This window comes from Aminobacter niigataensis (assembly GCF_014200015.1).
GTDB classification, from domain to species: domain Bacteria; phylum Pseudomonadota; class Alphaproteobacteria; order Rhizobiales; family Rhizobiaceae; genus Aminobacter; species Aminobacter niigataensis.
Map to the genome: position 1 here is coordinate 85,152 of NZ_JACHOT010000008.1, position 20,503 is coordinate 105,654.

Genomic DNA, 20,503 nt, shown 5'->3' on the forward strand with positions numbered 1-20,503 from the left:
CACGTCATATCGCTGTTGGCTACCCAAACCTGTTGTTCGACAGGCTCACCATGAGGATTTTGGGTTGCATCCCGCCAGAGACGCGCAGCTCCTAGCGCTGCACCCTCAGCCCGACGAAGACGCTGTTGGTCTTGCTGTCGCGGCCGGACAAGGTGCTGTCGAAGGTTTCGTGGCGTAGCCTACCGGTGAGGCCGGCATAGCGGTTGAGCCACCAGGTCAGGCCCGCCTCGGCGCTCAGCCTCAGTTCATGGTCGTCCCTGCCGGCATAGTCTCGCCAGCCCATGCCGGCTGCGGCAAAGCCGGTGAGGTTGGCGCGGATCTGGCGTTCGACGCTGAGGCGACCGGAATAGAGCACCGAGCCGCTTTCGCCCGGTGTCGTCGAGCCTTCGACCAGGGTGGTTCCGTTGAGCGCGACGATGGTGCCGCGCATCGGCGACCAGCGGAGATCCGCGGCGATCGTCGCCGCCGAGATGGTTTCCAGCCGGTCATCGTCGAAATCCTCGGAGAGCCAGCCAGCGGAAATCTCGCCGCCGAATTTTTCGCCCATGTCGAGTTCGACGCCGGCACGGGCGCCGATCCGGTTCGAGGAGCGCTCGAAGCCGGCGGTGTCGAACCGGAGGTCGTGGACGCGGCGGCCATATTCGATTTCGCCGAAGGGCGTCAGCGCCGGCGAAATCTCGTAGCCGGCACGGAAACGCCCGGCATAGAGCGTAGAGTTCCTGTCTTCCTGTGAAAGCGTAGTGCCGTCCGACAATTCGGCGTCGCCGTAGCTTTCCCTGGTGGCTTCGCCTGTCACGGCGAAGCGGAATTTACCGACGTCCTTCTCCAGGCCGACGCTGCCGTCGATGGTGTGGCGCACCGGGCGCGAGGCGGTGTCGACGATCACCACCGGCGAACTCGCCGATTCCGGGCGGATGTCGTAGCCGAGGGAGGCTATGGCGCGGATATCGTCGGCAAAGTCGAGCTGCAGGCGGCCGTCGATGCCGGCTTCTGTGTCCTTGACCTCCTGGCCCGAGACGGATTTGCGGAAAATGCCGTAGGCGTCGATGGTCGCCGAGTGGTTGTCCCAGTCCGAGGCCGCGTTCAGGCGCAGCGTGGTTTCCGACAGCACTGCCGACTTGCCGTCCGAACTCGAATCGGCGTTGGAGGTGGCGGTGACGCCCTGTTCGAGACTCGGCTTGAGCACGAAGGTGCCGAAGCGGATGCCGGTCGGCTCGAACGGATTTTCGTCCGGCACCGGCCTGCGGCCCTCGATCGCTCCCTGGCGTTCCGATTCCGGTCCGTTTTCTTCCTCGGTCAGCGAATCGACGGTCCCTTGGCGCACCGTGCCGGTGGTCAGATCCTCGTCCGGCTCAGGCGTGGCCGTCCTTGGAGTAGCTGCCCGTCCGGGGGCGGCAAGCTTTTCGCGCGCGTCCCTGGCGCGCTGGAGCGCGGTCGTCGGCGGACGAATGGAAGATCTTGCGCCGGTAGCGGCCGCATCTGCGTTTGGCGGCTCGCTGAACAGTTCGTCCGAGATCGTCGGATCGTTCTGCTCCGGCAAGGCGCCCGGACTGATGGGCTGGTAGGTGGCGGCCTGGTCCTGGACTTCGGGCGTGGCCTGCTGGGCCGGTCGCGTGCGCAACAGGCCGGCGGTGTCGCCCTCGCTGATGGCGCCCCGCAGACCTGCTTCCTGGGCATGCACCGGCAGGGCGCAAAGCAGGGTTGCCGCGCTTGCCGTTGCCAGCAAGAAGCGCAATCCCGCACCGCTCATCCGCCTGTTTTGCCCTGCCCTGCCCTGCGCCATCTTCACCACTGCTTCGCCGACGCATGAGCGCCGCACTTACCAACTGGTAAATCGCCATGGTTAACGGAGCGTTTCCGGCTGCCGCCGCAGGCCGCCATGTCGGGCGGATAATCGTGGACAGGGGCCGTGCGACGCGCTAACGCATGCGCCATGCACGCTGGATCGCTGAAAAAAGAGCCGGACCGGCAGGCGTCGATCGCCTCCGCGCTCCGCACCGTCGCCACCGAGCAGGTCGGCATCGCCGCGCTTGCGGCCGCGCTCGAAGGGCCGCTGGCGGAGCCCTTCGCCCGGGCCGTGTCGATCCTCGGCCAGCTGAACGGCCGCGCCATCATCACCGGCGTCGGCAAGAGCGGCCATATCGGCTCCAAGGTGGCTGCAACCTTGGCATCCACCGGAACTCCAGCCTATTTCGTCCATCCTTCCGAAGCCATCCATGGCGATCTCGGCATGATCACCAAGGACGACGCCATCGTCGCCATCTCATGGTCGGGCGAGACGGCGGAACTCAAGGGCATCGTCGGCTATTCCCGGCGGTTCTCGATCCCGCTGATTGCTATCACTGCCGGCGACACGTCGGCACTGGCGCGTCAGGCCGATGTCGTGCTGTCGCTGCCGCGCACGCCGGAAGCCTGCCCGCACGGGCTTGCGCCCACCACCTCGACGCTGCTCCAGCTCGTCGTCGGCGATGCGCTGGCGGTGGCACTGCTGGAGGCACGCGGCTTCACCGCCGACCATTTCCGCACCTTCCATCCCGGTGGCCAGCTCGGCGCCAGCCTGATGCCGGTCGGCGACCTGATGCATAAGGGTGACGAAATGCCGATCGTCGCGATCGGCACCAAGATGCCCGAGGCGGTGAAGACGCTGTCCAAGAAGCGTTTCGGCTGCGTCGTCGTCGTCGACGAGCAGGGCAGGCTTGCCGGTATCGTCACCGATGGCGACCTGGCCCGCAATCTCGACCGCAATCTCGCCGAGACCAATGTCGAGGACATCATGACCCGACAGCCGAAGACGGTGCCGCCACAGATGCTGGCGGGCACGGCGACGGCGATGCTCAACGAGTACAACATCAGCGCCATCCCCGTGGTCGAAGGCGACAAGCCTGTCGGCATCGTCCACTTCCACGACCTTCTGAGGATCGGCGCGGCCTGAGCCGCGCCACCGCCTCACACAGGCTCGACGACAAGCTCCAGGTCGGTGTCGGCGGCAGCGGTGACGCGTACCTGCGTGCCCACGGGTAGGTCGGGGCCTGACACTCGCCACATCGTGTCGCCGAGCTTGATGCGGCCGCGCCCTTCCTTGATCGGCTCGGTCAATGTCGCGGTGCGGCCGATCATCTGGGCGCCGCGCCGGTTGAGCAGCGGCTGGTCGGAGGGGTCTTCGCGGTCGCGGACGATCTTCTTGCCGATGTAGGCAGAGGCGAGGGCGAGCACGAGGAAGACCAGGACCTGGACCTGCCAGCTCCAGAACGCCACATCCCAGAGCAGCAGCGAGGCCGAGCCGACGATCAGCGCGGCAATGCCGATCCACAGCAGGAACACGCCCGGGGCGAAAATCTCCAGGCACAGCAGGATGAAGCCGAGCAGCATCCAGTTCCAGGGACCGAGTTCGGCAACGATGCTTGCGATCATGTGCGGTTCCTCAATTCACCCAGGCCCGGCTTGCCGGCTCAGGTCTGCTCGGGCGGAATCCTGGGCGTGCGCGAGGCCTGGCGTTGAGCTCCGGCGGTGCCGCCGTCGCGGAACACCTCCTTGGCGATCTCGCCGATGCCGCCGAGCGTGCCGATCAGCGACGATGCCTCCATCGGCATCAACACCACCTTGCTGTTCGATGCCGAACCGATCTTGGCCAGCGCCTCGGTGTATTTCTGGGCGACGAAGTAGTTGATCGCCTGGACGTCGCCCTTGGCGATGGCTTCCGACACCACCTGGGTGGCGCGGGCTTCGGCTTCGGCGGCGCGCTCGCGGGCCTCGGCGTCGCGGAAGGCGGCTTCCTTGCGGCCCTCGGCTTCCAGCACCTGCGCCTGCTTCATGCCCTCGGCTTCGAGGATCTGGGCGCGCTTGTTGCGTTCCGCCATCATCTGTCGGCCCATCGACTCGATGAGGTTCGCCGGCGGGTTGATGTCCTTGATCTCGACGCGGGTGATCTTGATGCCCCAGGGGTGCGCCGCTTCGTCTACGACACGCAGCAGCCGCTCGTTGATGGCGTCGCGGTTCGACAAAAGCTCGTCGAGGTCCATCGAGCCCATCACGGTGCGGATGTTGGTCATCGTCAGGTTGAGGATGGCGTTCTGCAGGCCGGCCACCTGATAGGCGGCCTGCGGAGCGCTGAGCACCTGATAGAAGGCGACCCCGTCGACGGCGACCATCGCGTTGTCCTTGGTGATGATCTCTTGCGTCGGCACGTCGAGAACCTGCTCCATCATGTTCATCTTGGCGCCGATGCGGTCGATGAAGGGGATGATCAGGTTGAGGCCGGGCGTCAGCGTCTTGGTGTAGCGGCCGAAGCGCTCGACCGTGTAATTGTAACCTTGCGGGACGGTCTTGATGCCGGCAAACAGCAGCAACAGAACCAGTACGACAAGGACCGGAATGACCACGTCGAAGCCGCTGAAGTCCATTCGAAACACCCCCGCAAGTTGAGCGCGCGATTCACAAGTCGCGCCGCATGCGCAAAAAGACTTAAGGGCGTTTCGGCGGCGTTACAACAAGGGAACCGCTAAATGCTGCCCGGCTCAGCGCCGGAAGCCGAACAGGCCGGCGTCGGTATCTTCGTTGCCGCACAGGGCGGCGCTGACGATCTCGGCGGCAATGCGCGAATAGGTGATGCCATTGCCGCCATAGCCCATCACGGCGTGGATGCGCGGCTGCCGGGGAAGTGTCCCGATATAGGGTAGGCCTGTCGCGGTGGTGCCGAACGAGCCGGTCCAGGCGAATTCCGGCGTGGTGTCGAGTTGGGGCAGGAGCCGCTTCAGCTTGGCGGCGATGCGATCCGATTTTTCGGCGATCAGCGCATCGCGACGTGCCTCGTCGGTGAACTCCTCGTCCTCGCCGCCGCAGATCACCCGGCCGTCGGACGTCGCGCGCAGATAGAGGTACGGATCGGACGCTTCCCAGATGAAGGCGGCGCCCGGCCAGAGCGCGCGTTTCTGTGGCCGCGTGGCGATGGCCCAGGTCGAGATGATCTGGTGATCGGTCCCCGCCTGGAAGCCAGCGACGAGTTCGTAGCCAGTGGCGAGTACCGCATGGCTTGCGGTGATCGTCGGGCCGTCTCCGGTGGTGACCGTCACCTCGTCGCGGCTGGTGGCAATGCCGGTGGCCTCGGCCGGTGCGTAGAAGCGCGCCTTGCGTTGGCGTGCCGTCAACAGTAGGCCTGCGGTCAGCTTGCGCGGATCGAGCGCCAGATTGCCATGGCTCAGGATCGCGCCGTCGCGCGCGATGCCGAACCGTTCGCGCAACTCGGCCTTGGGCAGATAGGTCGCATGGATGCCGGCAAGCCGGCGCGCTGCCGCCTCGATGCGCAAGCTGTCCGCATCGAGCGTGTCGCCGGCAAGGTAGAGCGACTGCCTGGTCTCGACGTTGCATCGGATGCCGAGTTCGTCGATGCGCGCCTTGAGGTTCATCACCGCCAGCCGGGATCGCCGCCAGGCGCGCTCGGCGCGGTCCTTGCCGATGCGTTGCGCAAGCTTGGAGAGCGGCTGGTCGATCTCATATTGCACCAGCGCCGTGGTTGCCGAGGTCGAGCCCAACAGCGGGCCGCGGCGGTCGATGCAGACCACGGACATGCCGGCATCCGTCAGCGCTTCCGCCACCATGGCGCCGCTGATGCCCATGCCGACAATGGCGACGTCCGCCTTGATGTCGCGGACGAGCCTGCCGGTCGCAACCGTCGGCGCGCGGTAGGCGTACCAGACGGGCCGTCCGGTCCTGAGGTCGAGCTTGCGGGTCACGAGTAGCGGGTCTCCCTGGCCCGCGTTCAACGCCGCGCGCCGGTGGAGGTTCCGCCCTTTGCTGTCAGACCCAGCCCATCAGTTCGCGCCGGGTGATCGCCTCGATCACGGCCATGCCTTCGGCGCTGTCGTTGAGGCAGGGGATGTGGGAGAAGTTCTTGCCGCCGGCATGGTGGAAGATCTCGGCGTTCTCGCCGGCGATCTCCTCCAGCGTCTCGATGCAATCGGACGAGAAGCCTGGATTGACGATGGCGATCGACTTCACGCCTTCCTTGGCCAGCCGCTCGACCGTCTTGTCGGTGTAAGGCTGCAGCCATTCCTGCGCGCCGAAGCGCGACTGGAAGGTGGTCATCAGCTTCTTGTCGCTCATGCCGAGGCGTTCGCGCAGCAGCCGCGTCGTCTTCACGCAATGGCAGTGATAGGGGTCGCCGCGCTCGAAATACGGCTTCGGGATGCCGTGATAGGAGGCGAGGATCATCTCCGGCTCGAAGTCGAGCGAAGCAAGATGCTGTTCGATCGAGCGCGCCAGCGCCTCGATATAGACCGGCTCGTCGTAGTAGGCAGGCACGGTGCGCACCGACGGCATGGCGCGGATTTTCATCAGCGCTCGGAACAACTGGTCGCTGGCGGTCGCGGTCGTCGTCGCCGAGAACTGCGGATAGAGCGGGAACATGACGATGCGGTCGCAGCCCTGGGCGATCAGCTTGTTGACCGCGCTTTCGGTCGAGGGACTGCCGTAGCGCATTCCCCAGTCGACGACGACGTCGGGCAGGTCACGCAGGGCTTCGGAGAGCTTTTCCGCCTGGGCGCGGGTGTAGGTGCGCAGCGGAGATTCGTCGCGTTCGGTGTTCCAGATCTTCTTGTAGTTCTCACCCGATTTCTTCGGCCTCGTGTTGAGCACGATACCGTAGAGGATCGGGTACCACAGAACCTTGGGCATCTCGATGACGCGCGGATCGGACAGGAACTCGCGGAGATAGCGCCACATCGACTTCTTGTCGGTGCCGTCGGGGGTACCGAGGTTGACCAGGAGGACGCCGACCTTGCGCTTGAGCACCGACGGGTGGCCGTTGGGGAACGGGCCGGGCGCCTTGGCTGATTTTTCGTCGATGGTCGTGGTCAGGTTCATTCGGTGTCTCCGTTATGCGGGATACCTAGTTGAATGGTGCCGCTGTTCAATGTCGCGTCTGGCCGCACCCGGCAAAGGAGCGATTAGAGAATAGTGAGTAGGGAATAGAGGGGGGGTGAGCCAACAGGCTCGTGCGCGCCCAAGGGTACTGCCCGACTATTCGCTACTCACTATTCCCTATTCGCCAATCTCCAAAAGCGAAGCCCGCCCGGTTTGCCGGGCGGGCTTGTTGGGACAGGTCAGCCCTATCAGTTCGTCGACGGGATCGAAAGCGTTCCGCCGATGTGCAGATCCTTGGCCCGGGTATCGGGATTGGCGTCGGCGATCGCCTGCCACTTGGTGGGGTCGCCGAGATAGGTCTTGGCGAGATCCCAGAAAGTGTCGCCGGCGGCGATGGTGTGCGTCTTGCCACCTGCGGCGCCGGCTGCCGGTTCCGCCGCTGCGGGTGCTGTCGCCGCCGGTGCCGCTGCGGCGTCGGCGGGCTTGGCCGGCTCGGCTGCCGCAGGGGCAGGTTCGGCCGGCTTTGCCGGTTCGGCGGGGGCGGGTGCTGCGGCGACCGTCGCCGCGATCTCGGTGATGCGGCCGTCGAGCTTGGGCGTGAAGGGCCGGTTCTTGGCGAGATAGTCGGCGACTACCTGCTCCAGGCTCGGACCGTAGTCATAGGCGTTGGCGCCGTTGTCGGCGAACAGCTTGTAGCCGTCGCCGCCCTGGCGGACGTAGTTGTTGGTGGCAACCATGTAGACCTTGGCTTCGTCGATCGGCTTCCAGGCGCCCCCGTCCATCACCTCGACCGACTTGATGCGGCCGGCATTGGCCGCAACCGACTTGTCGAAGGAGTATTTCAGACCGGCGACCTGTGGGAACTTGCCCTTGCCTTCCTCGATCTCGCTGACGCCGGCCTCGAGCGAGGCGACGATGTCCTTGCCGGAAAGCTGGAAGGTGGCGAGCGTGTTCTGGAACGGCAGCACGGTCAGCACTTCGCCCATGGTGACGACGCCCTGGTCGATGGAGGCGCGGATGCCGCCGCCGTTCTGGAAGACGATGGTGACGCCTTGGTCCTTGACACGGTCGAGGATGGCGTCGGAGATCAGGTTGCCCATCTCGCATTCGCGGGCGCGGCAGCTTTCGCGGCTGCCGTCGATCATCGCGGTGGTCTCGGCGACCTCCTTGTTCTTCAACTCCTCGATCGGTGCGCCGAGCTCCTTGATGCGGGCAAGCACGGCCTCGTCGGGCTTGATCGAGTTGTCGAGATAGATCGGGTCGCCCTTGGCTTCCTTGACGACACCGTTGTCGTCGAAGGTGACGGTGAACTCGCCGAGGTATTTCGAGTAGGAGGCGGCCTGGGTGACCGGAACCTTGTAGCCCTCGGGGTTGTCGATCATCGTCGGGTAGGGCCCTTCGGCCTTGGCGTCGGTGTTCGACAGCAGCGAGTGCGAGTGGCCGCCGACGACCACGTCGACGCCGGGAATCTTGGCGATCATCTCCTTGTCACGGGGATAGCCGACATGGGTCAGCGCGATGATCTTGTTGACGCCCTCGGCCTTCAATTTCTCGACTTCGGCGGTGATGTTCTTGACGTCGTCCTCGATGGCGATGTTGGGGCCGGGAGAGGCGACTTCGGGCGTATCGTTGGTGACGGCGCCGACTATGCCGATCTTCTGGCCGCCGACTTCGAGCACCAGCGACGGCTTGATGCGGTCGCCGACCTTGGACTGCGCATTGGGATGCACGTTGGCGGAGAGCACCGGGAACTGGATCTTTTCCAGGAACGGCACCAGCGCCTCTTCGCCGTCGTCGAATTCGTGGTTGCCGACGGTCATGGCGTCGAACTTCATCTGGTTCAGGAATTCGGCTTCTGCCGCACCCTTGTAGGTGGTGTAGAATAGCGAGCCCTGGAAATTGTCGCCGCCGTTAAGCAGCAGGACGTTCTGGCCTTCGAGCTTCTTGCGCTGGTCGGCAATCGCCGTCACCAGGCGGGCGGCACCGCCGATGCACTCGCCCTTGCCCTCTTCCTCGGTCGAGCAGGTCGATTCAAACTTGTTGTTGCTCTCAATGCGGCTGTGCCAGTCATTGATATGCAGAATGGTCAACGTGTAGTCGGCAAATGACGGTGCGGCGGAATAACCGAACGCCGAAGCCGACAAAGCCGCAATGGCAGCCAATCTCTTCATGTTGAAATCTCCCGAATGACCCCCGCGAGACGTTTAGCGTCTTCGCTTGACCGGAATGTTACACATTCCTTGGCGCCATGTTCACATTCCGATTTTTCGGATGCAAGGGAGAATCGAAGGCTGCAAGCCGGCTCAACTGACTTGCCAATTGACATCGCTAGCCGATGAACTGTCGCGGGGTATTTGGCGAGCCGGAGCTTCAGGAGAAGCGTTGCGCCCGCCTTGACGGGCGCAACGTCTGAATCAGGCCGAGCGCCTGGTCAGGGTGAACTGCTGGCCGGCAGAGCTGGTGCAGTTGAGCTGGTTGGCCGAGATCAGCAGGCAGTTGAAGCTGATCGGCGACTGGCGGATCAGCGAAGTACCGTTGATCTGCACCGAGTTGGCGCCGGTCAGGATGTAGGTGCCATCGGAAAGCTTCTGGCCGGTGTCGGTGGCGACCGTCTGGAATGCGCCGCTGGCGAAGGTCGAAAGACCGGTGCCCTTGGCGTCCAGCCATGCGCCTTCCACGCCGGACGGCGCTGGCCTGGAGCCCCCGCCCGAACCGCCGCCGCTGGTCGAACAGCCGGCAATCGCGGCCGCAAGCAGGGCAAGCACTCCGGCCGAAGCAATTTTGCGCGAAGTCGTCATCAAGTAATCCTCTCCTCAGTCCGCCTGACTTCAATCGCCCGATTTGGCGATGAAGGCAAGGGCAGGGCGGTAGGGAGTAAGGCAGTAGGAGAATATGGCAGCAGGTTCCTTGGTGCCCTACTGCCTTATTCCCCTACCGCTCTATTCCCGTATTCCTTACCGGACCAGCACGTTGCGGAACTGCCAGGGATCATCCTTGTCGAGATCCTCCTCGAACAGGCCGGGGCGGCCTTCGAGCGGCGTCCAGTCGGTGTAGTAGCCCTTGACCGGTCCGAGATAGGGCAACTGCACTTCAAGGCAGCGCCTGTAGTCGGTTTCGTCGGCCTCGACGATGCCGGCTTCGGGGTTCTCGAACGCCCAGACCATGCCGGCGAGCACCGCCGACGAGACCTGCAGGCCGGTCGCGTTCTGGTAGGGCGCCAGCTTGCGCGCCTGCTCCAGCGACAGCTGCGAGCCGAACCAGTAGGCATTCTTGTCGTGGCCGTAGAGCAGGACGCCGAGTTCATCGATGCCGTCGACCAGTTCGTCCTCGTCGAGGACGTGGTGGACAGGCTGGGGCTTGCCGGCGGCGCCGAACATCTCGTGCATCGACAGCACCGCGTCGTTGCATGGATGATAGGCATAGTGGCAGGTCGGCCGGTAGGTCACCTTGCCCTTCTTCGAGCGCACGGTGAAGAAGTCGGAGATCGAGATCGCCTCATTGTGGGTGACCAGGAAGCCGTATTGTGCGCCCGGCGTCGGGCACCAGGTGCGGACGCGGGTGTTGGCGCCTGGCTGTTCGAGATAGATCGCGCCCTTGTTGCCGTGCTTGAACTTCTTGGCGTTCTTGGGCTTCCACTTCTCGTGTGTGCCCCAGCCGAGTTCGGACGGCTGCAGGCCTTCGGAGATGAAGCCCTCGACCGACCAGGTGTTCCAGAACACGTTCATCGGCTTGGGGTTCTTGGTGCGCTGGGTGTCGCGCTCGGCGATGTGGATGCCCTTGACGCCGGCCTTCTTCATCAGCGCGGCCCAGCCTTCGCGGTCGTGCTGCTCCGGCTCCTCGAACTCGATGCCGAGGTCCCTGGAGAGGTTGACCAGCGCCTGCTTGACGAACCACGAGACCATGCCTGGGTTGGCGCCGCAGGTGGAGACCGCAGTCGTGCCGCCAGGATGCTTGCGCCGTTCTGCCAGAAGCGTCTCGCGCAGCGCATAGTTGGTGCGCTCGTCATTGCCGGCGTTGTTGTCGAAGTAGAAGCCGAGCCATGGCTCGATCACTGTGTCGACATAGAGCACGCCAAGCTTGCGGCAGAGATGCATGAGGTCCACCGAGCCGGTGTCGACCGACAGGTTGACGCAGAAGCCCTGGCCGCCGCCATTGGTCAGCAGGGGCGTCAGCAGGTCCTTGTAATTGTCCTTGGTTACCGCCTCCTGGATGAATTTGATGCCGCGCTCATCCGCGAGCTTACGGTTTTCGTCGCTGGGATCGATGATCACCATGCGCGACTTGTCGAACTTGAAATGGCGTTCGATGAGGGGGAGCGTTCCGCGACCGATCGAGCCGAAGCCGATCATCACAACAGGGCCAGTAATCTCACCATAAACGGGCCATTTTTCATTCGCCATTTTTTATGGCACTCCTTCTCACACTAAAAGAGCCGGGCCCCGATTGACCCGGCTTCAACGGCTAAACCATACATGCTTGTCACAATAAAGCGAATCCCCCGGCCCCAGATGCTGTAGGAGCCGGACGTTATGCCGCTATTAGCCGGCTTTTTTCATCTCGGAGAGAAAGCCGACGAGCCTGTCGCGGTCGGCCACCAGGCCCTTGTAGTCGAGCTGTTGGCGGTCGAGGCTCATCAGCTGATCGGCGAATGAGGCGGCCAGCCGGGGGCGGTCCTCGTGGCGGGCCAGCACTGCCAGCGGGTCGAGATGGATGCGGATGGTGAACAGGATGTCGCCCGAGACCGGCAGCTTGCGCAAGGTTTGCCGCTCGACGCGGATAAAGGCGTGAGCGACATCGGCGCCGGGAAACGTCGATTCCGTCTCGGCCGAGCGGGCGAGACGCTGGCGGTCGGAAAGCGGGTGATAGAGCGAGCCATCTGCCTGGATCGACCAGTTGAAACGTTCCACAAGCACGGCAAGCTTGTCGAACATGCGCGCGATCAGCTCGGCCATGCGTGTGCCAGGCCCGAAATCGGGCACGGGGCCATGTATCTTGTCGATCGGCTGCCCGAATTTTTCCGTCAGCCTCCACGACGAAGGAAAGCACAGAGAACCCGCGGCGAGCCGCCAGCCATCGTCGCCGCGCCGCATCAGGATCAGGTCTTCCTGGACGAGCTTCGAGGCAGCGACCAGCGGGCTGTCACCAGGATTCTGGACGTCGATGGAGCGGCCCGTGCCGGCAATGCTGCAGCGGCCTTCCTCGATGCGATAGGTCTCGGGAAAGCGCTCGGTCAGATGCGCCACCAGGAGGTCCAGCACTTCCCTTTGAGACTGCTTCGTGCCGGGCTCGGCGACGAACACCTTGTCCGGGATCTCGGCGTAGAGCCGGTCCTTCTCGGCCAGATAAGCTTCGAGATGGCCGTCGAGCTCGATCCAGTCGCGCGGCTCCGCCTGCTTGAGACCGATGGCGAAGGGTTTCGAGCTGCCGTCATAGGGCGTGTGGGTGGGGTCGGTCATGGCGATTTGTCGGACTGGGCTGATATGCTGTGACTTAACCTGCGCCCGGTTTGCCGATAATGTCGCGTCATTGGACTAGCCTTGCCGCAATCAGCCCACGCAGCGAATTGCCGATCCAGATTTGCGCCGCGCGGCGAAGGTCTTCAGCCGCCAGCACCGCCTCCACCGCCTCGCCCTTGTCGATCAACTCCCCGCGCAGCACGCCGGCGAGCAGACCGCAGGCGAGGGGTGGCGTCTTCAGCGGGCCGCGGTCGCCCATGTCGACGAAGATGTTGGTGATGGTGCCTTCGCAGACCTCGCTTGCCTCGTTGAGCAGGATCACCTCGTCGGCAGCCTCGCGCGGGAATTCGGCGCGGGCGCGGTCGTAAGCCTCGCGGCGCGTCGTCTTGTGGCGAAGCAAGTTGTTCGAGGAATCGAGCTTCGTGGCCGCGATGCGCAGCGTCCAGACGGCATCCGATGCCAGCGGCACGAACGATTGGCTTGTTACTTCGCGGCTACCGTCCGGAGCGAGAGCAAGCCGGACTCTGAGCGGCATGTCGGCGCCTGCAGCCTGCGCCAAAGCCTGCTCGATCGCCGCCCTGTCGAACCCGAACCCGAGCGCCTCGGCTGACGCCTTGAGCCGTGCCAGATGTCGGCCGCCGCGCAGCAAACCGCTTTGCGGCTCCCAGCGCATGGTCTCGATCAGCTCGAAGCCGGCACCGTGCCCGTGGCGAAACGCGCTTTCAGAAGACATTCGGCATACTCCGCTTCGGCAGTCGAATCGAAGACGACGCCGCCGCCGACATTGTAGACGGCCTCGCCGTCGGGAAAGAGCGTGATGGTGCGGATCGCCACGTTGAAGCGCATGGTGCCGCCCGGGGCGATCCAGCCAATGGCGCCGCAATAGACGTCGCGCGGGGTGCCTTCGAGGTCACGCAGGATCTCCATCGCCCGGATCTTGGGGGCGCCGGTGATCGAGCCGCAGGGGAAGAGGGCGGCAAATACCTGCTCGATGGTCAATCCGGGCAACAGCCTGGCGCGCACGCGGCTGACCATCTGGTGCACCGTCGGATAGCTTTCGATGCGGAAAAGCTCAGGCACGTCGAGCGTGCCGACCTCGCTGATCAGCGAGATGTCGTTGCGCAGGAGATCGACGATCATGCGGTTTTCCGCCTGGTTCTTCTCGTCGTTGCGCAGGAATTCCCTGAGGGCTGCGTCCTCCTCCGGCGTCTTGCCGCGCGGGGCGGTGCCCTTCATCGGGTGTGTCTCGATCCAGCCCTCGCTGTCGATGTCGAAGAACAGTTCGGGCGAACGCGACAGCACGACCGGCCCGCCGAGCGAGACCAGCGAACCGTATTTCACCGGCTGACGGGCGATCAGCGCGTCGAAGGCGTCGAGCGCTTCGCCGGACCATTGGGCATGCACGGGAAAGGTCAGGTTGGCCTGGTAGCAGTCGCCCTGGCGCAAATGCTGGTGCAGCGTCTTGAACCGGCGCTCATAGTCGGCCTGCGACCACGTCGCCCGCGCATCGAATATCGGCCCGTTGGTTGCGGGCTCGCGCGACGGGGGGCGGTCCCTGTCCGATGGCTGGTCGAACACGCCGAGGCAGACCAGCGGCGTGCGCCGTCCCTCGGGAAGCAGCGGCCTGAGCTTCGGCTCGAGCAGATAACCGGCCTCGTAGGAGAAATAGCCGGCAAGCCATTTGCCCTGTTCATGCGCCTTCTGGGCTGCCTGCAAGGCCGGGAAGAAATCCGCCGCATCATGCGCGACGATGATCTCGCGGGGTGCTTCAAACAGCACCTCGCGACCGGCGGGGTCGTCCCTGAACAGGACGAATGGGGATGTGGGACCAGTCATGATGTCAGCGTGCTTGCGATAGAACCGGGCTCAGTCCAGCGCTTCCAGTTCGTCGATGAGGTTGCTGATCACGGCAAGCCCCTTCTGCCAGAAGGCGGGATCGGTGGCGTCGAGCCCGAACGGCTTCAGGAGTTCGGAATGATGCTTGGTGCCGCCGGCGCGCAGCATCTCGAAATACTTGTCCTGAAAGCCGCGTTCGGCGTTCTGGTAGACCGCGTAGAGCGAGTTCACCAGGCAATCGCCGAAGGCGTAGGCATAAACGTAGAAGGGCGAATGGATGAAGTGCGGGATGTAGGACCAGAACACCTCGTAGCCCTCGCGCAGCTTGATCGCGGGGCCCAGGCTCTCGGCCTGTACTTCGAGCCAGAACTGGCCGAGCTGGTCGGATGTCAGTTCGCCGTTCTTGCGCTCGGAGTGCACCTTGCGTTCGAACTCGTAGAAGGCGATCTGGCGCACGACCGTGTTGATCATGTCCTCGACCTTCTGGGCCAGCATCGCCTTGCGCTCGCGCTTGTCGGTGGTGCGGTCGAGCAGCGAGCGGAAGGTCAGCATCTCGCCGAACACGCTTGCCGTCTCGGCCAGCGTCAGCGGCGTCGAGGCCATCAGCGCGCCCTGGCCGCCGGCCAGCACCTGGTGCACGCCATGGCCGAGCTCGTGGGCGAGGGTCATGACGTCGCGCGGCTTGCCCATGTAGTTGAGCAGCACGTAAGGATGCGCCGAGGGTACCGTCGGATGGGCAAACGCTCCCGGCGCCTTGCCGGGACGCACCGGCGCGTCGATCCAGCGGCGGTCGAAGAAGTCGCGAGCGATCTCGGCCATTTCAGGCGAGAAGCTCTGATAGGCGGTCAGCACCGTGTCCTTGGCCTCGTCCCAGCCAATCGTCGCCTGGGGCGTCTCGGGCAGCGGCGCGTTGCGATCCCAGTGGTTCATCACCTCCATGCCGAGCCACTTGGCCTTCATCGCGTAATAGCGGTGCGACAGGCGCGGATAGGCCTCGCGGACGGCGGCGGCCAGCGCGTCGACGACCTCGCGCTCGACCCGGTTGGCGAGGTGGCGGGAATCGGCGATGTCCTCGAAGGCGCGCCAACGGTCTGAAATCTCCTTGTCCTTGGACAGGGTATTGGTGATCAGCGTGAAGACCCGCAGGTTCTTGCGGAAGGTCGCGGCCAGCGCCTCGGAGGCTGCCTTGCGCACCTCGCCGTCGGGGTCCTGCAGCTTGTTCAGCGCTGGCTCCAGCGTCAGTTCCTCGCCGCCGATGTCGAAGCGCAGGTCGGTCATCGTTTCGTCGAACAGCCGGTTCCAGGCGCCGCGCCCGGTGATCGACTTTTCGTGGAACAGCTGCTCGACGCGGTCCTCGAGCTGGTAGGGCTTGTCCTTCCTGAGGTCGAGCACCCAGGGGCGGTAGTGGCCGAATTCAGGATCGGCATCGAGCGCCTTGAGGATCAACGCGTCATCGACAAGATTGAGCTCGAGCGCGAAGAACAGAAGATGCGCGCTGGCATCGGTCATCTTTTCCTGGACGTCGCCGTACAGCTTGGCACGCTTGGGGTCGGAGGTGTCGCCGGCATAGACAAGCCCGGCATAGGAGACAACGCGCCCGACCAGTTCCTCCAGTGCCTCATAGGTCTGCATGGCCTGGCCGAGCTTGCCGGCCGCACCGCGTTCGGCCTCGATGGCAAGGGTGCCTTTCCAGCGGGCTTCGAAAGCGACCGCATCGATCGAGGCCTTTTCGAGATCGCGCGCCAACTCGGGCGCGTCCATGGCGGCATACAGGTCGGCGAGATCCCATTCGGGCAACTCGCCAAACCCTGCCGCGCCCCTGGCGGAGGCGGTGGCTGACATCTCTTGCCCGGAATTCCAACGCATTGCGTCTTCCTTTTCACTTCCCTCGGCCAGTCGATTCAAATCCTAAGGGATTCGTTCACCGGCTTTTTTGAAACCTTATTTAGAACCCTGTGCCAGGATGATCCACATCCAATAAGCAACTACGGGCATATTCCGGACATTCATGGCAGGTTCGATTCTCATAGTCGATGACGATCCCGTCCAACGTCGCCTCGTCGACGCTGCGGTGACGAAATTCGGCCACACCGCGATCGCCGTCGACGGCGGCGAGGCGGCCCTGCGCATGCTCGACGGACCGCGCGGCGGCGAGATCGGTGTGCTCATCCTCGACCTGTCCATGCCCGGGCTGGACGGTATCGGCGTGCTCAAGGCGATGCGCGAGCGCGGCATCACGCTTCCGGTCATCGTGCAGACCGCACAAGGCGGCATCGACACGGTGGTGTCGGCGATGCGCAACGGTGCCTTCGACTTCGTCGTCAAGCCGGCGTCCCCGGAGAAACTCCTGGCGGCCATCGCCAACGCGCTCAAGGTGGAAGCGGTCGAGAATACGGTCCGGCGCACGGCGCGCCGCAGCGGCGGGCTGCTTACCTTCCGTGACATGATCACCAGAAGCCCTGCCATGGACCGGGTCATCCGGCTTGGCCAGAAGGCGTCGGCGTCGAACATCCCGATCCTGATCGAAGGCGAATCCGGAGTCGGCAAGGAACTCGTCGCCCGCGCCATCCAGGGATCGGGCGACCGGCGCTCGAAACCCTTCGTCACCGTCAATTGCGGCGCCATTCCCGACAATCTCGTCGAGAGCATCCTGTTCGGCCACGAGAAGGGCTCGTTCACCGGCGCCACGGAAAAGCACCCAGGCAAGTTCGTCGAGGCCAACAACGGCACGCTTTTCCTCGACGAGATCGGCGACCTGCCGCTCGACGTGCAGGTCAAGCTGCTGCGTGCCGTGCAGGAGGGCGAGGTCGACCCGGTTGGTGGCCGCTCCACCGTCAAGGTCGACATCCGCCTGATCTCGGCGACGCACCGCAACCTCCTGCAGCAGGTCAAGGACGGCAAGTTCCGCGAGGATCTGTTTTATCGCCTCAACGTCTATCCCATCTTCGTGCCGCCGCTGCGCGACCGCCGCGAAGACATTCCGCTGCTGGTCAGCCACTTCATTTCTCGTGTCGCGCCGGCAAGCGCGCATGGCCGGATCCCGATGATTTCGGAAAATGCGCTGGCGCTACTTCAGGCCCATGACTGGCCGGGCAACATCCGCCAGCTCGAAAACGCCGTCTTCCGCGCCTGCGTGCTTTGCGAAGGCGACGTACTGACTGAAGACGAGTTCCCGCAGATCCGCGCCCAGGTGGAAGGGGTGGTCGACCTCGGCGGCGAGGCGAAGCAGGAGCTTGCGGACACATCCGCTGAAAAGGCGGTTGCGGCTGCGCCGTTGTCATCCGCGCCGGAACGGACCCGTCCCGGCATGCTGCGGGCGCTCGACGAGCGCGGCAATGTGCGCCCGCTGGCCGACGTCGAATTCGAGATGATCCGGCTCGCCATCGAGCACTACAACGGCCAGATGAGCGAAGTGGCGCGACGGCTGGGGATCGGCCGCTCGACGCTCTACCGCAAGCTCAAGGAATACGGAATCGATCCGGAAACCGGGCGCGTCGAGCGACTCGCGTCCTGATATTTTCTCCGCCGATCTGGAATTAAAGCTTGCGTGTCGCTTGCGGGACGCATCCAATTGTGGCCGAAGGCTCAATTGTTCAGCGCCATTTTTGTCGTATAAACCAGCGGTTTACCATGAAATTCTGAGATTCCCTTTTGCTGGGATATCGCCATGGTGTTACCGCATTTGGCCTTCAATAAGCAGTGATTAACCATTAGGATCGATATTCGGACACGAATCCGTAACAGTGTCCGGGCTTCAAATCCGGGGACAGATGGCAGCCTAACAGGGCCTTTTGATTTGAACAGGATCGAGAACACCGAAGGGCGTCGCTCGAAATCGAATGTTTGGCAAAAGTGGCTTACCGCCGCGATGCTGACCTTTGGTTTCCTGACAGCTTCTCAGGCGACAGCCTCCGCCGAAACGCGGACCCTCAAGCTTTATTACACCCACACGGGCGAAAGGGCTGAGATCACGTTCAAGCGCAACGGCAGATACGATGCTGCCGGACTCAAGAAACTCAATCAGTTCCTGCGCGACTGGCGCCGCAACGAGCCGACCAAAATGGACCCGCGTCTGTTCGACGTGGTCTGGGAGGCTTATCGTTCTGCTGGCGGCCGCGACTATATCCATGTCGTGTCGGCCTATCGTTCGCCGGCGACCAATTCGCTGCTGCGCAGCCGTTCGAGCGGCGTTGCCGAAAAAAGCCAGCATATGCTCGGCAAGGCGATGGATTTCTTCATTCCCGGCGTGCCGCTGAAGAAGCTGCGTGACTCGGGCCTGCGCGTCCAGGCCGGCGGCGTCGGCTACTATCCGCGCTCCGGTTCGCCCTTCATTCACATGGACGTCGGCAATGTCCGCCACTGGCCGCGCATGAGCCGCCGCGAACTGGTAGCCGTGTTCCCGTCCGGCAAGACCCTGCACGTGCCAAGCGACGGCAAGCCGCTGCCCGGTTTCGAGCAGGCGCTCGCTTCCTATCAGTCGCGCAAGAAGAGCGGCGAGATGGTCCTTGCCAGCGCTGGGGCGCCGGCAAAGCGGAGCGGTGGCCTGTTTGCAGCACTGTTTGGTGGCGGCGGTGCAGACGAGGAAGAGGATACCGGCGAAATCGCAGTGGCAGCCGTTGCGCCCAAGAGGGCGCCGGCCAAGGCAATTGCCGAGGCGCCTGCCGCCAAGTCGCTGCCCGGCATCCAGATCGTAGCGCCCGAGAATGCGCAGCGCGCTGAGCTGCCGCAGGTCGCCGACGAGGAACCGGCCGATCAGGCGCCGGAGACCATTCTCGCGGCACTTCCCGCCCGCAGCGTGCCGCTTCCGGGCATCGCGCCGCGGCCGCAGGCCGAGATCGGCGTGGCGACCGCGGAGACCGTGCCGTTCGGCGCGGCATCGGCGCCGCTGGCCGAAGGCGAGCAGCCGACCGCAGTTGAACAGCAGATCGCAGCCAATGTTCCGCTGCCGACCCGGCGTCCGAACTACAACCCGCCAGCCGAACTCACGCCCGAGAACCAGAATGTCCTGATGGCGCTGGCCTCCAGCGATGACATGCCGGCTGTCGCAGGCAATGCACCTGTGCCTTCGTCGCGTCCGCAGGACATGACGGTGGAAGCGGCACTTGCAGCGGCGGACGACATTCCAGCCGAAGAAGCGGCCGACGACGAGTTCGAGGTTGCGGCTCTCGCGCCGGTGCCGGAGCAGCGCTCCGTGTTCGACCAGCCCGAGGCCGTGGCCACTGCCGCGCCCAAGGCTGCGACGCCGAAGAACGCCATTGCCTCGCTTTCGGCGGGCCAGGACCCGGCCGCCGCGATCGGCGGCAGCGTCAAGACCACCCGCAAGTCGGCCCGTCCGGTTGCCGAGGAAGCCAAGCCCGAGCCCAAGGCCGTCGTGGTTGCCGCAGCGCCCGACGCCGCACGCTGGGCCCTGCGCAGCGGCGAGCAGGTGACGACGGTCACGACCAATACCAAGGCGCCGGGCTTTGCCTACAACATCGTCCGCACCGCGCCGAAGGAGGTCTACACGGCCGGTTTCCAGCAGGGCAGCCAGGCGGCAGATGCCAATCGCTTCTCCGGCAGTGCCGTGAAGTTCCTGTCGGTCGCTCGTTTCGAGAATAACTGACCGACGAACAGGACAATAAAAAAAGCCGCGCTGGCTGCCAGCGCGGCTTTTTTGTTGGGTTGGCCAGATCCTGACTTCTCCGACAAGGGGAGAAGGCAAGATTCTCAGTTCTTGCGCAGCTTGTTTGCTTCGGCGGCCAGCGCCTCGATGCCGGCCCAGTCGCCTGCCTTGACCATGTCGTCGGGGGCGACCCACGAGCCGCCGACACAGACGACGTTCGGCAGGCTGAGATAATCCCTGGCGTTCTTGGCCGAGATGCCGCCGGTGGGGCAGAACTTGACGTCGGCGATGGGCGAGGCGAGGGCCTTGAGGAAAGGCGCGCCGCCGGCCTGCTCGGCGGGGAAGAATTTCAGGAAGTCGAGACCGGCTTCGCGCGCGGCCATGATTTCGCCGGGAGTGATGGTGCCCGGCAGCAGCGGCACATCGCTGGTCGCGGCATGCACGATCAGTTCGCGGGTCAGGCCGGGGCTGACGATGAACTTCGAGCCGGCGGCCACCGCCTCGTCGAAGTGGCGGGCGTTGAGGATCGTGCCGGCGCCGACGATGCAGTCCTCGACCTCGGCGGCAACGCGGCGGATGCATTCCAGCGCTTCGTCCGTCCTCAGGGTGATTTCGATCGCCCTGAGGCCGCCGCGGGCGAGGGCACGGGCCAGCGGCACAGCATCGACCGCACGTTCGATCTTCAGCACCGGAATGACCGGCTGGCCATCCAGCAGCGCAAGCAGTTTCTGGGTTTTGCTGGTCATGGCAC

The 20,503-nt window shown here is 64.4% G+C and carries 16 protein-coding genes; 3 read left to right on the forward strand and 13 right to left on the reverse strand.

Going from position 1 to position 20,503, the window contains the following annotated elements; genetic code table 11:
* Positions 1 to 91: 91 nt before the first annotated feature.
* A complete protein-coding gene (locus GGQ99_RS22415) occupies positions 92 to 1,726 on the reverse strand; it encodes an outer membrane beta-barrel protein (RefSeq protein WP_343061768.1) in 1,635 nt (544 codons plus the stop codon).
* Between the two features lie 207 nt (positions 1,727 to 1,933).
* Here GGQ99_RS22415 and GGQ99_RS22420 point away from each other — a divergent pair, with 207 nt between their 5' ends.
* Complete coding sequence (locus GGQ99_RS22420) at positions 1,934 to 2,932, forward strand: KpsF/GutQ family sugar-phosphate isomerase (protein WP_183264234.1); 999 nt, start codon at positions 1,934 to 1,936, stop codon at positions 2,930 to 2,932.
* A gap of 14 nt (positions 2,933 to 2,946) precedes the next feature.
* On the opposite strand, the gene GGQ99_RS22425 is transcribed toward GGQ99_RS22420, so the two are convergent.
* From GGQ99_RS22425 to GGQ99_RS22475, 11 genes are all read right to left on the reverse strand, one after another.
* Complete coding sequence (locus GGQ99_RS22425; protein WP_183264235.1) at positions 2,947 to 3,411, reverse strand: NfeD family protein; 465 nt, start codon at positions 3,409 to 3,411, stop codon at positions 2,947 to 2,949.
* A 38-nt stretch (positions 3,412 to 3,449) separates the two neighbouring features.
* The gene (locus GGQ99_RS22430) at positions 3,450 to 4,400 is read right to left on the reverse strand and encodes an SPFH domain-containing protein (protein ID WP_183264236.1); all 951 of its coding nucleotides are present in this window, start codon (positions 4,398 to 4,400) and stop codon (positions 3,450 to 3,452) included.
* 114 nt (positions 4,401 to 4,514) lie between these two features.
* Positions 4,515 to 5,729, reverse strand: a complete 1,215-nt coding sequence (locus tag GGQ99_RS22435; RefSeq protein WP_183264237.1) for an FAD-dependent oxidoreductase — start codon at positions 5,727 to 5,729, stop codon at positions 4,515 to 4,517.
* Positions 5,730 to 5,793: 64 nt separating this feature from the next.
* A complete protein-coding gene (gene hemH / locus GGQ99_RS22440; protein WP_183264238.1) occupies positions 5,794 to 6,858 on the reverse strand; it encodes a ferrochelatase in 1,065 nt (354 codons plus the stop codon).
* Between the two features lie 248 nt (positions 6,859 to 7,106).
* Positions 7,107 to 9,029: a 5'-nucleotidase C-terminal domain-containing protein gene (locus GGQ99_RS22445; protein ID WP_183264239.1), complete on the reverse strand. Its 1,923-nt coding sequence runs from the start codon at positions 9,027 to 9,029 to the stop codon at positions 7,107 to 7,109.
* Positions 9,030 to 9,272: 243 nt separating this feature from the next.
* Positions 9,273 to 9,656 (reverse strand): outer membrane lipoprotein Omp10, encoded by a 384-nt coding sequence (gene omp10, locus GGQ99_RS22450; RefSeq protein ID WP_183264240.1) that lies wholly within the window; start codon positions 9,654 to 9,656, stop codon positions 9,273 to 9,275.
* A gap of 156 nt (positions 9,657 to 9,812) precedes the next feature.
* Complete coding sequence (locus GGQ99_RS22455) at positions 9,813 to 11,258, reverse strand: homospermidine synthase (RefSeq protein WP_183264241.1); 1,446 nt, start codon at positions 11,256 to 11,258, stop codon at positions 9,813 to 9,815.
* 138 nt (positions 11,259 to 11,396) lie between these two features.
* Complete coding sequence (locus tag GGQ99_RS22460) at positions 11,397 to 12,314, reverse strand: heme-dependent oxidative N-demethylase family protein (protein WP_183264242.1); 918 nt, start codon at positions 12,312 to 12,314, stop codon at positions 11,397 to 11,399.
* A gap of 67 nt (positions 12,315 to 12,381) precedes the next feature.
* On the reverse strand, positions 12,382 to 13,047 hold the full coding sequence (locus tag GGQ99_RS22465) for an aminotransferase class IV family protein (RefSeq protein ID WP_108607094.1): 666 nt from the start codon (positions 13,045 to 13,047) through the stop codon (positions 12,382 to 12,384).
* Positions 12,996 to 14,150, reverse strand: coding sequence for an aminodeoxychorismate synthase component I (locus GGQ99_RS22470; protein WP_108607095.1), 1,155 nt, complete (start codon positions 14,148 to 14,150; stop codon positions 12,996 to 12,998). Before GGQ99_RS22470 ends, GGQ99_RS22465 begins: the two co-directional genes overlap by 52 nt.
* 30 nt (positions 14,151 to 14,180) lie before the next feature.
* Complete coding sequence (locus GGQ99_RS22475; protein WP_425486851.1) at positions 14,181 to 15,992, reverse strand: M3 family oligoendopeptidase; 1,812 nt, start codon at positions 15,990 to 15,992, stop codon at positions 14,181 to 14,183.
* Between the two features lie 166 nt (positions 15,993 to 16,158).
* On the opposite strand from GGQ99_RS22475, the gene GGQ99_RS22480 reads away from it, so the two are divergent.
* Together GGQ99_RS22480 and GGQ99_RS22485 are read left to right on the forward strand one after the other, a co-directional pair.
* Positions 16,159 to 17,664 carry a sigma-54-dependent transcriptional regulator gene (locus GGQ99_RS22480; RefSeq protein ID WP_183264244.1) on the forward strand — a complete coding sequence of 502 codons (1,506 nt, stop codon included), beginning with the start codon at positions 16,159 to 16,161 and terminating at the stop codon, positions 17,662 to 17,664.
* A gap of 354 nt (positions 17,665 to 18,018) precedes the next feature.
* On the forward strand, positions 18,019 to 19,752 hold the full coding sequence (locus GGQ99_RS22485; RefSeq protein ID WP_183264245.1) for a peptidoglycan L,D-endopeptidase MepK: 1,734 nt from the start codon (positions 18,019 to 18,021) through the stop codon (positions 19,750 to 19,752).
* Positions 19,753 to 19,856: 104 nt separating this feature from the next.
* Here GGQ99_RS22485 and GGQ99_RS22490 read toward each other — a convergent pair whose 3' ends face one another.
* Entirely contained in the window at positions 19,857 to 20,498 is a 642-nt protein-coding gene (locus GGQ99_RS22490; protein ID WP_183264246.1) for a 2-dehydro-3-deoxy-phosphogluconate aldolase, read from the reverse strand.
* Positions 20,499 to 20,503 lie beyond the last annotated feature (5 nt).

What these genes read in the sequence shown, in the direction of transcription:
- GGQ99_RS22420 (WP_183264234.1), top strand. Translation starts at nt 1,934, where the DNA reads ATGCACGCTGGATCGCTGAAAAAAGAGCCGGACCGGCAGGCGTCGATC.
- GGQ99_RS22490 (WP_183264246.1), bottom strand. Translation starts at nt 20,498, where the DNA reads ATGACCAGCAAAACCCAGAAACTGCTTGCGCTGCTGGATGGCCAGCCG.
- GGQ99_RS22485 (WP_183264245.1), top strand. Translation starts at nt 18,019, where the DNA reads ATGCTGACCTTTGGTTTCCTGACAGCTTCTCAGGCGACAGCCTCCGCC.
- hemH (WP_183264238.1), bottom strand. Translation starts at nt 6,858, where the DNA reads ATGAACCTGACCACGACCATCGACGAAAAATCAGCCAAGGCGCCCGGC.
- omp10 (WP_183264240.1), bottom strand. Translation starts at nt 9,656, where the DNA reads ATGACGACTTCGCGCAAAATTGCTTCGGCCGGAGTGCTTGCCCTGCTT.
- GGQ99_RS22475 (WP_425486851.1), bottom strand. Translation starts at nt 15,992, where the DNA reads ATGTCAGCCACCGCCTCCGCCAGGGGCGCGGCAGGGTTTGGCGAGTTG.
- GGQ99_RS22455 (WP_183264241.1), bottom strand. Translation starts at nt 11,258, where the DNA reads ATGGCGAATGAAAAATGGCCCGTTTATGGTGAGATTACTGGCCCTGTT.
- GGQ99_RS22470 (WP_108607095.1), bottom strand. Translation starts at nt 14,150, where the DNA reads ATGACTGGTCCCACATCCCCATTCGTCCTGTTCAGGGACGACCCCGCC.
- GGQ99_RS22465 (WP_108607094.1), bottom strand. Translation starts at nt 13,047, where the DNA reads ATGTCTTCTGAAAGCGCGTTTCGCCACGGGCACGGTGCCGGCTTCGAG.
- GGQ99_RS22460 (WP_183264242.1), bottom strand. Translation starts at nt 12,314, where the DNA reads ATGACCGACCCCACCCACACGCCCTATGACGGCAGCTCGAAACCCTTC.
- GGQ99_RS22430 (WP_183264236.1), bottom strand. Translation starts at nt 4,400, where the DNA reads ATGGACTTCAGCGGCTTCGACGTGGTCATTCCGGTCCTTGTCGTACTG.
- GGQ99_RS22425 (WP_183264235.1), bottom strand. Translation starts at nt 3,411, where the DNA reads ATGATCGCAAGCATCGTTGCCGAACTCGGTCCCTGGAACTGGATGCTG.
- GGQ99_RS22480 (WP_183264244.1), top strand. Translation starts at nt 16,159, where the DNA reads ATGGCAGGTTCGATTCTCATAGTCGATGACGATCCCGTCCAACGTCGC.
- GGQ99_RS22445 (WP_183264239.1), bottom strand. Translation starts at nt 9,029, where the DNA reads ATGAAGAGATTGGCTGCCATTGCGGCTTTGTCGGCTTCGGCGTTCGGT.